This is a genomic window from Marinobacter sp. SS13-12 (genome assembly GCF_030227115.1).
Classification (GTDB): domain Bacteria; phylum Pseudomonadota; class Gammaproteobacteria; order Pseudomonadales; family Oleiphilaceae; genus Marinobacter.
Window position 1 is genome coordinate 40,622 of the sequence record NZ_JASSUA010000001.1, and the last position, 12,501, is coordinate 53,122.

Annotated in this window: 14 protein-coding genes; 10 read left to right on the plus strand and 4 right to left on the minus strand. The window is 58.1% G+C overall.

Features of this window, described 5'->3' with window-relative positions; all coding sequences use genetic code 11:
* Positions 1–17 precede the first annotated feature (17 nt).
* Positions 18–1,997 carry a 4Fe-4S binding protein gene (locus QPL94_RS00205; protein WP_285354753.1) on the minus strand — a complete coding sequence of 660 codons (1,980 nt, stop codon included), beginning with the start codon at positions 1,995–1,997 and terminating at the stop codon, positions 18–20.
* Between the two features lie 180 nt (positions 1,998–2,177).
* Between QPL94_RS00205 and QPL94_RS00210 the strand changes: the two genes are divergently transcribed.
* The 9 genes from QPL94_RS00210 (at position 2,178) to QPL94_RS00250 (ending at position 9,604) form a co-directional block, all read left to right on the plus strand.
* On the plus strand, positions 2,178–2,756 hold the full coding sequence (locus QPL94_RS00210) for a DUF3305 domain-containing protein (protein ID WP_285354754.1): 579 nt from the start codon (positions 2,178–2,180) through the stop codon (positions 2,754–2,756).
* Complete coding sequence (locus tag QPL94_RS00215) at positions 2,756–3,403, plus strand: DUF3306 domain-containing protein (RefSeq protein ID WP_285354755.1); 648 nt, start codon at positions 2,756–2,758, stop codon at positions 3,401–3,403. Before QPL94_RS00210 ends, QPL94_RS00215 begins: the two co-directional genes overlap by 1 nt.
* 125 nt (positions 3,404–3,528) lie before the next feature.
* Positions 3,529–4,140 carry a TorD/DmsD family molecular chaperone gene (locus tag QPL94_RS00220; protein WP_285354756.1) on the plus strand — a complete coding sequence of 204 codons (612 nt, stop codon included), beginning with the start codon at positions 3,529–3,531 and terminating at the stop codon, positions 4,138–4,140.
* 41 nt (positions 4,141–4,181) lie between these two features.
* Positions 4,182–4,373, plus strand: a complete 192-nt coding sequence (locus QPL94_RS00225; protein WP_285354757.1) for a twin-arginine translocation signal domain-containing protein — start codon at positions 4,182–4,184, stop codon at positions 4,371–4,373.
* Positions 4,374–4,464: 91 nt separating this feature from the next.
* Entirely contained in the window at positions 4,465–7,350 is a 2,886-nt protein-coding gene (locus QPL94_RS00230; RefSeq protein ID WP_285354758.1) for a formate dehydrogenase subunit alpha, read from the plus strand.
* Between the two features lie 18 nt (positions 7,351–7,368).
* Positions 7,369–7,977, plus strand: coding sequence for a formate dehydrogenase FDH3 subunit beta (gene fdh3B, locus QPL94_RS00235; protein ID WP_150994113.1), 609 nt, complete (start codon positions 7,369–7,371; stop codon positions 7,975–7,977).
* Positions 7,978–8,062: 85 nt separating this feature from the next.
* Positions 8,063–9,235, plus strand: a complete 1,173-nt coding sequence (locus QPL94_RS00240) for a formate dehydrogenase subunit gamma (protein ID WP_285354759.1) — start codon at positions 8,063–8,065, stop codon at positions 9,233–9,235.
* The gene (locus QPL94_RS00245) at positions 9,232–9,357 is read left to right on the plus strand and encodes a hypothetical protein (protein ID WP_285357934.1); all 126 of its coding nucleotides are present in this window, start codon (positions 9,232–9,234) and stop codon (positions 9,355–9,357) included. Before QPL94_RS00240 ends, QPL94_RS00245 begins: the two co-directional genes overlap by 4 nt.
* Positions 9,350–9,604: a sulfurtransferase TusA family protein gene (locus QPL94_RS00250; RefSeq protein WP_285354760.1), complete on the plus strand. Its 255-nt coding sequence runs from the start codon at positions 9,350–9,352 to the stop codon at positions 9,602–9,604. The genes QPL94_RS00245 and QPL94_RS00250 overlap by 8 nt, the downstream gene beginning before the upstream one ends.
* A gap of 8 nt (positions 9,605–9,612) precedes the next feature.
* On the opposite strand, the gene QPL94_RS00255 is transcribed toward QPL94_RS00250, so the two are convergent.
* From QPL94_RS00255 to QPL94_RS00265, 3 genes are all read right to left on the minus strand, one after another.
* Positions 9,613–10,152 (minus strand): cytochrome b, encoded by a 540-nt coding sequence (locus QPL94_RS00255; protein ID WP_285354761.1) that lies wholly within the window; start codon positions 10,150–10,152, stop codon positions 9,613–9,615.
* Between the two features lie 82 nt (positions 10,153–10,234).
* Positions 10,235–10,996, minus strand: a complete 762-nt coding sequence (locus QPL94_RS00260) for an FkbM family methyltransferase (RefSeq protein WP_285354762.1) — start codon at positions 10,994–10,996, stop codon at positions 10,235–10,237.
* A gap of 18 nt (positions 10,997–11,014) precedes the next feature.
* The gene (locus tag QPL94_RS00265) at positions 11,015–11,227 is read right to left on the minus strand and encodes a DUF3565 domain-containing protein (protein ID WP_285354763.1); all 213 of its coding nucleotides are present in this window, start codon (positions 11,225–11,227) and stop codon (positions 11,015–11,017) included.
* Positions 11,228–11,388: 161 nt separating this feature from the next.
* Between QPL94_RS00265 and QPL94_RS00270 the strand changes: the two genes are divergently transcribed.
* Positions 11,389–12,489 carry an oxidoreductase gene (locus tag QPL94_RS00270; RefSeq protein ID WP_285354764.1) on the plus strand — a complete coding sequence of 367 codons (1,101 nt, stop codon included), beginning with the start codon at positions 11,389–11,391 and terminating at the stop codon, positions 12,487–12,489.
* Positions 12,490–12,501 lie beyond the last annotated feature (12 nt).

Below are 12,501 nucleotides of genomic sequence, written 5' to 3' on the forward strand. Positions count from 1 at the left end.
GAGTCCTGTTTGATTTTTCAGCTGTCGAGGTAGTCGTCACTGGTGCGAACCCGGGGACGCTCGCCTCCGGCCATGGGCGCGGTATCACCGTGAAACTGGGCATTGACGCGACAGTCGTCACACATCTTGATGAGCTGAACATTATCAGACTGGCTGTACATCCAGTGTTTGTTCTCCAGCTTTTCAACGATTCGGTTAATCGTGCTCGCTACGCCAAAGGGCCTGCCACATTTGATACATTCAAACGGGTCTTCACCATGCAATGCTCGCGGACTCAGTGCGTCTTTCGACACATCCAGCTGGGGCACCAGGTTAATGGCCGTCTCCGGACAGGTGCTCTCGCAGACGCCGCATTGAACACAGGCGTTTTCCGTGAACTGAACCTCCGGACGGTCCGGATGATCACCAAGGGCTCCGGTGGGGCACAGCGATACGCAGGCCAGACAGAGCGTGCATTTGTCGGAGTTGATCTCGATAGCGCCGTAGGGTGCACCCGCTGGCAGAGGGATCGGTGCCTCGAGCCTGTCCGCCATAGCGCCAACGGTGACCCGCGTGATGTCCCGGCGGCCACCAACCAGCAAAACCGGTTCGCTGACTCGCCCGGCGTTATCCCCAGCCTCGCCAAGTTCTTCGGCTGAGATTACCCGGACCCGGCTGGGAGAGTTTTTGGTACCTTTCAACATGGCCTGAGCCAGTTCAACTTCCGCAGCTACCGCCCGGCGATCCAGTTCGGTATCCGCCAGCAAAAGGACTTCGGCGTAACCGGCGCCGAACGCGGCCATAATTTCTGCGTGGCCGATACGATCGACCTGCTCCAGCCCCAGCGGGATCAGATCGTCTGCCAGCCCATCGTGGTACCGTGCCAGGTAAGCAATGGCGTCAGTACCTGCGCCCAACGTATGAAAAACCAGGCGCGGGGATTCGTTGGTATGTTCACGATAAACCCGGGCCATAATGTCCATGGCCTGGGTCAGGGCCTCGAAGGGGGTTTCGTTCATGGTGATGGCTGAGGTCGGGCAGACTGCCGCACAGGTCCCGCAGCCAGCGCATATATCCGAATCGATCTGTACATGCTCCCCGAAGGAGAAAATCGCCTCGGTGCTGCAAACGTCCAGACAGCGGGTGCAACCGGGCTGGTTCGCCCGGGAGTGCGCACACAGGGAGGTTTCCAGATTGAAATACACGGTTTTCTCAAATTCACCGACCCGATCCCTGGCCGTCAGGGCAATGCGCTCCAGCTCTCCGGTTTTGGCCGGATCCGCCCAGAAGTAGCCGTTGCGTTTTTCATGGTGGGGAAACGCGGGCGCACCGCCACGCAAGTCGATGAACACATCGCACTCACTATGGGCGGTGGCTTTGACCTCGCCAAAGCCAAGAGCGCCGCGACCTGCGGGGTTCAGCGCCTGAAGCTGGGCAAAGTCCAGTTTGAAGTTGCCCAGCGCGCCATAGGCGCCGGTCAACCGCCCCCTGGCCAAATCGTAACTGGCGGAGGGCAGCTGTATCGGCCCCGCATCATTGACGATACAGGTAACGCCCAGTTCTTCCTGTACCAGTTCGGCCATCCTGATGGCCTGCTCGGTGGGGCCGACAATGCAACACACCCCACTGGACTGAATCGTTTTCACGGGCGCTACAGGCGCCGGTATCTGAGCCGCGGCCATCAAGGCCGCCTGCTTGGCATGCAAGCGGGCCGGTTTCGCACTCGAGGCACTCCAGCCAGCGCGATCCCGGATGTCGATGGTACTCAGAGGAGCAGACTGCCCGGTTTCCGCCTGTACGTCTTCGCTCAGACGCTCAAATAGGGCGGCCTGTTGGCCACAGGCAATGATCACGTCGTTACTGCCGCCGAGGTGCTCCGCCGCAGTTGTCATATCGGCGCCGCACAGTTGATCCACCGTGATCACCTGTTCAGCGGCCGCGGCCGTTCGCAGTGCCTCAGGATCCAGGGACTGGGTCTTGTCGCAGGTGCATATCAGTAGGGTTTTGTGTGCACTCATCAGAATTCTGCTCTTCTAGTTATTTTTATACGTATGCGTATTCAATGCCGTCTCTCGAGCATGCCATACCCGTTTGTCTTTCGACAATTGAATAATTGGCTAATTGTTGGCCTTCTGCTAGCTTCTTAAAAGAGGGAGCCGTCATAAGCCGCATGAAGCGCAGTATCAGGTAAAGCTGTCATGAGCCGTAACACAGGTAGTTGGAAGCGCGAGCTGAAGATCGGCGCTGTTGTTCGACGGTCTCCCGGCGTGACCCAGTGGGCGCGGGAGATCTGGAAACCAGTGGCCGTCATCCCCGGCGCGCCAGAGGCATTCTGGAAAGAGTTGGTGCGCGAGGGCGACGTCGTCGATTACCACGCGGGCACGGTGTCCATGGAATTATTTCGCGCCGATGTAGAGGGATATCTTGTATCCCTGAATATGGCCGTTCCCTCCGTCTGGGTGATAATGGATAGGGACCAGACCAGCCAGTCCCCGTCAGGATGGGTTGTCAGTACCGTAACGGCCAGCGCCCACGAAGCACTGGACGCTCTGGACAGTGGCGAAAGCATCGTCGAGGCCGTACCGATTCCCGAGTCCATGGCGGCCTGGATCAACGAATTTGTCGACATGCACTATATCGAAGAGCCGTTCAAGAAACGTCGCCGTGACGAGGTCCGTGTGGATGGTAGCGAGGACGGCAAAGGCGATGCCCGTATTCGTCAGGAGAGCGACGTTTTCCGCGCCCCCTCCGGCATGAAAAAACCGAGAGTGCACTGATGACTGAATCACGATTACAGCGTTGGTCACGCAAAAAAACCGGCGCCAGCAAAGAAGCCGAGCTCCCCCCTCCTGCGGCTATCGAGCCCGAGCCCTCCCCCGAAGAGCAGGAACTTGCCATCAATGAAGCCCTGCCGGAACGGGAGGTATTGGAAAAGTACGACCTGCCTGACCCGGACGCCATCGAGCTGGGCACCGACATCACCGGATTCATGCGAAAAGAGATCCCGGAACTCCTGCGCCGCCGGGCCCTGCGCTCGCTCTGGAAATCCAATCCCGTGCTGGCAGTGCTGGATGGTCTTAATGATTACGATGAAGATTTCACCGACGCTGCTGTTGCGACCAACGCCATGAAAACCCTGTACAAGGTGGGGCAGGGTTTTGACCGAACACCAGTGGTTGATGAGAAAGCTGACGACCGGGCCGGGGAACAGATTCAGGCGCGGGCCGAGGCGTCGGAAGTTACTGCACCTGCCCGGATAGCTGATAGAGGGCAGGATGAACAAGAGCTGCCGGAAAAGCCTGAGCCCGAAATCGCCGCCGAGCAACCGACCATTGCTGGCCATGCGACCCCCGGGATTGCTCAGGCCGAGGCCGAGGCGGAACCGGCACCGCGTTATCGCCCCCGGATGCGTTTTGATCATTAGTTTTGGCTATCAGGAGCGATTGGAAGTGCAATTGCCCCCGCCCCTGATTGAGCGTATATATAATGAACAAGTGTTCATAAATTAATGTCGCAGAAGCATACAAAAATAACGTAAAGGACAAAGATTTGAACAACACGGCTGAAATTCAGTGCCCTCGCTCCATCACCGACGAAGAGCGTGCCAGGGCCCAGATGTATCAGCTGCTCGGCGTCTTGCTGAGCGGCCCACCTACGAGCGAGCTGCTTCGGGGGCTGGCATCCCTGCAGGGTGATGACACCACTTTGGGGTCCGCCTCCAGGACACTGGCTGCTCTTGCCGAGCGCACCTCCCCTGAAGACGCCAACCGGGAATACAACAATCTCTTCATCGGAGTTGGCCGCGGTGAACTACTCCCCTACGCCAGTTATTACCTCACCGGATTCCTGAACGAGAAACCCCTGGCAAATTTGCGCGGCGACCTGATGGCCAGGGGCATCAAGGCCAGTGACGACGTTAAAGAACCGGAAGATCATATCGGCACGCTGTGTGAAATCATGGCGGGCATCATTACGGGCGAGTTCGAGTGCGACAGTGATCTGTCTTCGCAAAAAGCTTTTTTTGACGCGCACCTGGCAAAGTGGGCGGCGTTGTTTTTTACCGATTTGGAGAAAGCGCAAACCGCGGTTTTCTACGCGCCTGTGGGCTCGCTGGGGCGGGCTTTCATGGCTATAGAAGCCGAGGCGTTTGCACTTCAATAACCGGGATCTGCCGGATCCCTTAACCCGGGTGGAGGTGTCCTATGGACAACCAACAGCGTGATAACAGCCGTCGCCGCTTCTTGCGGATGGCAGCAACAGCAGTTCCAGCTGCCGTTGCCGTGGCAGTAGCACCGAACGCCGCAGCCGAGGTCGTCTCTGAAGAGGCCCCCAAAAGCAGCGGTCTACGCGACACTGAACACACACGTAAGTATCTGGAATCGGCTCGCTTTTGAGGAAGCGTGAGTCATTCAAGGTTGCGAAAGGCTCTTGGGTGACCGCATTTCCGGGAAAACGAGAAGAATAAAAAAGAGAGAGGTACGAGACATGTTGAGGAAGAAAACAAACGGGGTAGCGAAAGGCTCCCGTGCGGGCTCTTTACTTTCATCCCTCGCTGCAACGACCATGGACCGCCGCGGATTTCTGACGGCCTCCGGCGTCGCAGTGGGCGGCCTGGCAGCTTTATCGCTGCCGTCAACGCGCGTCAAGGCTGCGACCCCGACGACGGGGGGTGGCGAGGTCACTCTGAAAAAATCAGTGTGTACGCACTGTTCGGTCGGCTGCACCGTCGAGGCTGAGGTTCAGAATGGCGTATGGACCGGGCAGGAGCCCGGCTGGGACAGCCCCTTCAATATGGGTGCCCATTGCGCCAAGGGCGCCTCGGTGCGAGAGCACGGTCATGGCGAACGCCGCCTGAAATATCCCATGAAAATGGTCAACGGCCAATGGCAGAAGATTCCCTGGGATCAGGCGATCAACGAGATCGGCGACAAGATGTTGCAGATCCGCGACGAAAGCGGCCCTGACTCGGTCTACTGGCTGGGAAGCGCAAAGTTCAACAACGAACAGGCGTATCTGTTCCGCAAATTTGCGGGCTACTGGGGCACCAACAACGTCGATCACCAGGCCCGCATCTGTCACTCAACGACGGTCGCCGGCGTAGCCAACACCTGGGGCTACGGTGCGATGACCAACTCGTACAACGACATCCACAACTCCCAGGCGATCTTCCTGATCGGGGGCAACCCTGCAGAAGCTCACCCGGTGTCGCTGCTGCATATCCTCAAAGCCAAGGAACAGAATAACGCGCCGCTCATTGTCTGTGATCCGCGCTTCACACGCACTGCGGCTCATGCCGATGAGTACGTGCGTTTCCGGCCGGGTTCTGACGTTGCGCTGATCTGGGGCCTGTTGTGGCACATTTTTGAGAACGGCTGGGAAGACCAGGAGTTTATCCGTACCCGGGTGTACGGCATGGACGACATCCGCGAAGAAGTGAAGCGCTGGAACCCCGAGGAAGTAGAGCGCGTTACCGGCGCACCCGGTGCGCAACTCGAGCGTGTCGCCCGTACCCTGGTCAACAACCGCCCGGGTACTGTGATCTGGTGTATGGGTGGTACCCAGCACACCAACGGCAACAACAACACCCGTGCCTACTGCATACTGCAGCTGGCCCTTGGCAACATGGGCGTTCCCGGCGGCGGCACCAACATCTTCCGCGGTCACGATAACGTTCAGGGCGCCACCGACCTGGGCGTCCTTGCCGACACCCTGCCCGGCTACTACGGCCTGGCCGCTGGTTCCTGGGCTCACTGGGCTCGCGTCTGGGAAGAAGATCTGGATTGGCTGAAGGGTCGCTTTGCGACCTGGGACAAAGATGGCAAGTCCCGCGCGATGATGAACGAAAAAGGCATCCCCGTTTCCCGCTGGATCGATGGTGTTCTGGAAGCCAAGGAAAACCTGGGACAGCCCGACAACACCCGGGCGATGGTTCTGTGGGGTCACGCACCCAACTCGCAGACCCGAATGCTGGAAATGAAGGAAGCCATGGAAAAGCTCGACTTGCTGGTCGTCGTGGATCCCTTCCCCACCGTGTCAGCGGTGCTGCACGATCGCAAGGACGGTGCCTACCTGTTGCCTGCAACAACCCAGTTCGAGACCTCAGGCTCAGTCACCGCTTCCAACCGATCGCTGCAGTGGCGTGAAAAGGTCATCGAGCCGCTGTTTGACTCGAAGGTCGATCACGAAATCATGAAGCTGTTTGCGGACAAGTTCGGTTTTACCGATCGCATGTTCCGCAACATTGCCATTGAAGGCGACGAACCGGTTATCGAGGACATCACCCGCGAATTCAACCGCGGCATGTGGACCATCGGCTATACCGGTCAATCGCCTGAACGCCTGAAAAAGCACATGGCGAACCAGCATCACTTCGACAAGACCACCCTGCGTGCAGTCGGCGGTCCGTGCGACGGTGATATCTACGGTCTGCCGTGGCCGAGCTGGGGTACAGCAGAGATGAACCACCCCGGAACACCCAACCTCTACGATATGTCGTTGCCGGTGTCCAAGGGAGGCCTCACCTTCCGTGCCCGTTTCGGTGTCGAGCGCGACGGTGAAAACCTGCTGGCCGAAGGCGTCTACTCGAAAAACTCCGAGATCAAGGACGGCTACCCCGAGTTCACCATGCAGATGTTGATGGACCTGGGCTGGGATGGTGACCTCACGGCCGAAGAGCGTGCCAGTATTGACGCGGTTGCAGGCCCCGAGACCAACTGGAAGACCGATCTCTCAGGCGGTATACAACGGGTTGCCATCAAGCACGAGTGTGCACCCTTTGGCAACGCCAAAGCCCGCGCGATTGTCTGGAACTTCCCGGATCCCGTGCCGCTTCACCGTGAGCCGCTATACACCAGCCGTCGTGATCTGGTCGAAGATTACCCGACCTATGAAGACAAGCACTTCTGGCGTGTCCCGACCCTGTACGAGTCCATTCAGAAGAAGGACTTCAGCAAGGACTTCCCCCTCATTCTCACGTCAGGTCGTCTGGTGGAGTATGAAGGTGGCGGTGACGAGACTCGCTCGAACCCCTGGCTGGCGGAGCTACAGCAGGACATGTTCATCGAGGTGAATCCGTACGATGCAAACAACCTGAACATTCGTGAAGGTAATGACGTCTGGGTTTCTGGCCCAGAAGGCGCTCGCATCAAGGTGAAGGCGATGCTCACAGAACGCGTCGGCAGAGGTGTGGTCTTTATGCCCTTCCACTTCGGTGGGCACCTGGAAGGCAAGGATCTGAGGGACAAGTATCCCAAGGGCGCCGACCCCTATGTTCTGGGCGAATCTTCCAATACGGTTCAGACATACGGGTATGACTCGGTCACGCAGATGCAAGAGACCAAGTGCACCCTGTGTTCGATCATGCCGGCATAACAATAAGAGGTGTACAACATGGCACTTGAAGGACAAGCACGCGCAAAGTTTCTTTGCGATGCCGAACGCTGCATCGAATGTAATGCCTGCGTTACGGCCTGTAAGAATGAGCATGAAGTTCCCTGGGGCATCAACCGTCGCCGCGTGGTAACCATCGAAGATGGCAAACCTGGCGAGCGTTCGATCTCGGTGGCTTGCATGCACTGTTCAGACGCGCCTTGCATGGCCGTCTGTCCGACAGACTGCTTCTACCAGACCGAAGACGGAATCGTGTTGCATTCCAAGGATCTGTGTATTGGTTGTGGCTATTGCTTCTACGCCTGCCCCTTCGGCGCGCCCCAGTTCCCCCAGGCGGGCAACTTCGGCAGCCGGGGCAAGATGGACAAATGCACGTTCTGTGCAGGTGGTCCAGAGGAAGACAATTCGACAGCCGAATTCAACAAGTACGGTCGCAACCGTATCGCGGAGGGCAAGCTGCCGATCTGTGCGGAAATGTGCTCGACCAAAGCGCTGTTGGCCGGTGATGGCAACGACGTGGCAGACATCTATCGCCAGCGTGTGGTGAACCGTGGTTTCGGTTCAGGCGCCTGGGGATGGGGCACAGCCTACGAGAAGAAGGGCGCTTAAGCCCACCTGATAATTCCGGGGCCTTAGCGCCCCGGAATTCATTGAGGCAATGGATTCTTTTTGTTCATTCCGCTGGAGTGCTCTCATGAACGTTAAAATATTCGGTGCCGTCTTCCTCGTATTGGCGACACTGCTTTTCAACCCGGGTTGGGCACAAGAAGCCCCCGAGGTTGACCGGACAAGTACCGGGGGCGCTCAAACCCTGGAAGACATCATGGCTCGTCAGAAGCAGTTGGAAATTGACGAGTCCTTCCGGTCAGAAAACCTGGGCGATCCTGCCAGCGCGGCACCGATCGACGAGCAACTTGGCACTCTCGGAGGACGCTCTCAGGCCGATGCCTGGCGAGGCGTTCGCTACAACGAGATTGACATCAGCACCCAGGTTCGGGGCCCCGCAGTTGACGTGCTGATTCAGGACGGTGGCATGCCCTGGTACGAGTTACGGAAGGGACCAGTCATCACCTATGGCGGCGGTGCAATCCTGGGCTTCGTATTGCTGCTGGTGGTGTTTTATTTTGTTCGCGGCAGAATCATGATCGACGGCGGCCCTTCAGGCACCAAGATCGAACGATTCAAGGCCATCGAACGATTTGGCCACTGGCTGTTGGCCGGCTCGTTCATTGCGCTGGCCCTGACCGGGCTGCTCACCCTCATGGGTCGCAGTTTCCTGATCCCTGTTATCGGCCAGGAAGCCTTTTCCCCTCTGGCCATCGGCTCCAAGTGGCTTCACAACAACATTGCCTGGGCCTTTATGCTGGGCCTGGTGATGACGTTCGTCATGTGGGTGGCACACAACATCCCCAACAAGCTTGACTGGCAGTGGCTCAAGGCGGGCGGCGGCATCTTTACCAAGTCCCACCCTTCGGCAAAGAAGTTTAACGCTGGCCAGAAGATTATCTTCTGGACGGTGATGGTGCTGGGCTTTTCAGTCTCACTGTCGGGCCTGTCGCTCCTGTTTCCGTTTGAGATGCCCATGTTTGCCTCGACCTTCGAGTTCATGAACAGCATTCTGGGAACCGATTTTCCGACAGCGTTGGCTCCGCATGAAGAGATGCAATTGTCCAACATCTGGCACTCGATTGTGGCGTTCCTGATGATGCTGGCCATCATCGCACACATCTATATCGGTACGGTTGGTATGGAAGGCGCGTACGATGCCATGGGTGACGGTCAGGTTGACCTGGCGTGGGCTCGCCAACACCACGATCTGTGGGTGGAAGAGCGTCTGGGCAAACAAGGCAAGGGAGAATCACCGTGAAAGTCATGATTTTGGGATTTGTCGCAGCCCTGGTGATCGCCGCACTCGCCCCGGTCGTTCTGGATCAGTTCGGGTGGTCTTCAGCCGAGCAATACAGCAGTGAGAGCGTGCGGCTTGACTGATCATCAATCAGAAGCAAATGAGGAGGTACACCTGGTCGACGCTGTCGGCCTTGTGTGCCCGCTTCCCGTTCTGCGTTTCAAAAAACGCACCAGGCATTTGCCGAGCGGCACGCTGGTCGATTTCCTCGCCGATGACCCCAGTGGCCGCCGGGACTTGCAGACACTGTGTGAGCTGACCGGGCACAGGATTGAATGGGTCCGCGAAGAGGATGCCGGAGTTCTCCGGTATCGTATCTGTCTGGCGTAGTGGTCACGTCAAACCATCCGGTGGAAGATACCGTCTTTGCGAAGCAAATGGCGCAAAGCCGCTGCGATATGGCCGGCGATCAGTACACCCAGGGTTATTGCAAGCCACCCATGTATATAAAACAGGCGCCCAGCCAGTTCTTCGTCCTCTGGTACAAAAGGCATGGCAGGCAGGCTGAAGTCACCCAGTATGGTCAGCGCCGGATACGCCGTCACACCGGCCCAGCCAAACAGCGGTGTTATCACCAGCATTATATACATCAGGTGATGCAAGCTCTTGGCGGCAATCTGCAATGTGCGTGGCATTTCATCCGGGTAAGGCGGGCCCTTTAACCGGATTTTCACCACGATCCGCAGGATCATCAGTAGCAGCACACTGAAGCCAATGGCTTTGTGCACACTGTACAATGTGTTCGTCAGCGCCCCCCAGATGTCTGCTTCCGCGCGTGAAGCCATCCAGAGCCCAACGGGTATCAGCGTCAGGACCAGCAGCGCGATTACCCAATGCAGTACCCGCCAGCCTGCGGGGTATTTCTGAACCTGCGGCATACTCTTCCCTCCACGTTATTCCCTGTCGTTTCGGTGCTGAATCCATCATCGGATTTATTCGGGTTCTCCGCAAGAGGAGTGTTCAGGTGAGAAGCCGCGCATAGATGTCCCCAGAGGCAATTCCCTCAGCTCCCGCATCAAGCCATTGCCTGAGCGACTCCGGCTCCTGCCATGACGACCATATAAACCGGCGTTGCTCGCCGGCAATAACATTGAACTCGTGCCGGCCCAGCCGCTCGAGCTCCTCCAGGCATCGCAGGGCCTGACCCAGGGTGCCGTCCACGAATTCGAAGGACAGTGCCGGCAGTGGCTGGCTCAGCCCCGCCAGCACTTCCACCTCAAAGCCTTCCACATCGATCTTGCAGAAGCTGGGCCGACCATACTGCCGTATCAGCTCGTCCAGGTTAGTGACCGTCACGGTAACCGAGTCCTCCCAGCGCACATGTCGGAAACCGGCAGTCGTTGAACGCAGGTGTTCGCGCCAGCGGCTGTCCATTGACGCCACGGTGGGATTGCGCAAGCTCAGCGCCAGTTCGGCGTTGCCCGGGGCCCGTCCCACGGCCAGTGGCAGGCACACTATTTCAGGTTGATGCCGCGTCAGCCGCCGTAGCCAGCGCTGCAATTGTGGCTGCGGCTCCAGCGCCACCACCCGCGCCCCCAGCGCGGCAAACGCGGAGCTGCGGTCCCCGAGATGAGCGCCGATGTCGAAGACCAGGTCCCCGCTGCGGATGAATTCACTGTACAGCCGGCGTAAAGACCGCTGGCGGCCGGGGCGTCGGTAAATGATAAACGACCGTAACAGGCCCAGCCCGCGGTTCAATCGGTTACCAATCGCTACCCGCAAGATCACCTCCTGGTTCGTTCAGCAGGGCCTGTCATCCGGCGGTGCACCCTCTTCACACTTCACGCAGTCAAGCTCAAACCCCAGCATCGACTCCCTGCCCTCCTCGGTGATAACCCAGGGGCGGTTTACCCACGGCGGCGTATGTCGCACATGCTGGTTATGGCCGCACACCAGTTGGGCCACCCAGTGGTTCTCTTCGTCTTTGTGATAGCCGGTAATCGGTTGTTTCATACGCTCAGTCTATACCGGAATTCCGGCGCTGCAGCAAAACAGCCGCCTGAGCACTCATTCAAAAATACTGACGGGCTAGGTCGATTATCTTCGCTTTAAGAATTCTCTGGTCCCACGGACAATGCAGACCTTATAGTTTTCCAACAACGAAAGGGGTTCAAATGAGCGACGCAATGCAGCCTGTCAGTTTCCATTCCATTGAAGTGCCGAACCGGTTTGCTCTGGCCCCGATGACGCGCACCAGCGCAGAGGCCGATGGCACACCCAATACTCTTATGGCTGATCATTACGAGGGCTACGCCAAAGGCGGTTTCGGCCTGGTGATCACGGAGGGCACCTACACCGACGACAAAGCCAGCCAGGGGTATGCAAACCAGCCAGGTATCATCAATGACTCCCAAGTCGAAGCCTGGACAACGATTGTTAACCGTGTTCATGCAGCCGGCAGCAAGATGTTTGTTCAGCTCATGCACGCCGGCGCCCAGTTCCAGGCCAACCGCTATACCGACCAGCCGCTAGGCCCCAGCGAGGTTACCCCCAAAGGCGCTCCACTTGGCTTTTACGGAGATCAAACGGTCTGGCAGACGCCCAGCGTCATGACCGATTCCGATATCCGGTCAGCTATTGATGGCTTCGCCCAATCCGCCGTGAATGCCAAGGCCGCTGGCTTCGACGGTATCGAGATTCACGGTGCCAACGGCTACCTGCTTAACCAGTTCCTGAGCACGTATTTCAATACGCGGGAGGACAACTATGGCGGCTCGCTGGAGAACCGCTTACGCCTGACGGTAGAAGTTGTTCAGGCCGTGCGGAACGCTGTTGGCGAGAACTACCCAGTGGGGATTCGGCTTTCTCAGGGTACCGTGACAGACCCCGACTATCAGTTGCCGGAAGGTGCGGCAGGCTTCCGCGAGATTGTCGAAGCCGTTCGTGATGCCGGTGCGGACTTCGTCCACACCACCGACGGAGATGTTAATCGACAGCACTTCATCAGTGGTGACCAGAGCCTGGCTCGTGTTGCAGCCGATGTTCAGGGCATCGAGCTGATCGTAAATGGTGGCATTGAAGAAACCAACGTACAGGACGTGGCCAACCAGTTCCCCGGCGCCTTGCTGGCAGTCGGCAAAAAAGCTCTGGCCAACCCGGATTTCGTGCAGCGCCTCAAGGACGGCAAGGAAATTGCCGATCTGGACTTTGGAATGCTACAACCCAAAGCCACCATCACCAATGAACTGGCCTGGCGCAAGCAGAACGCAGCCTGATAGAACCACCTT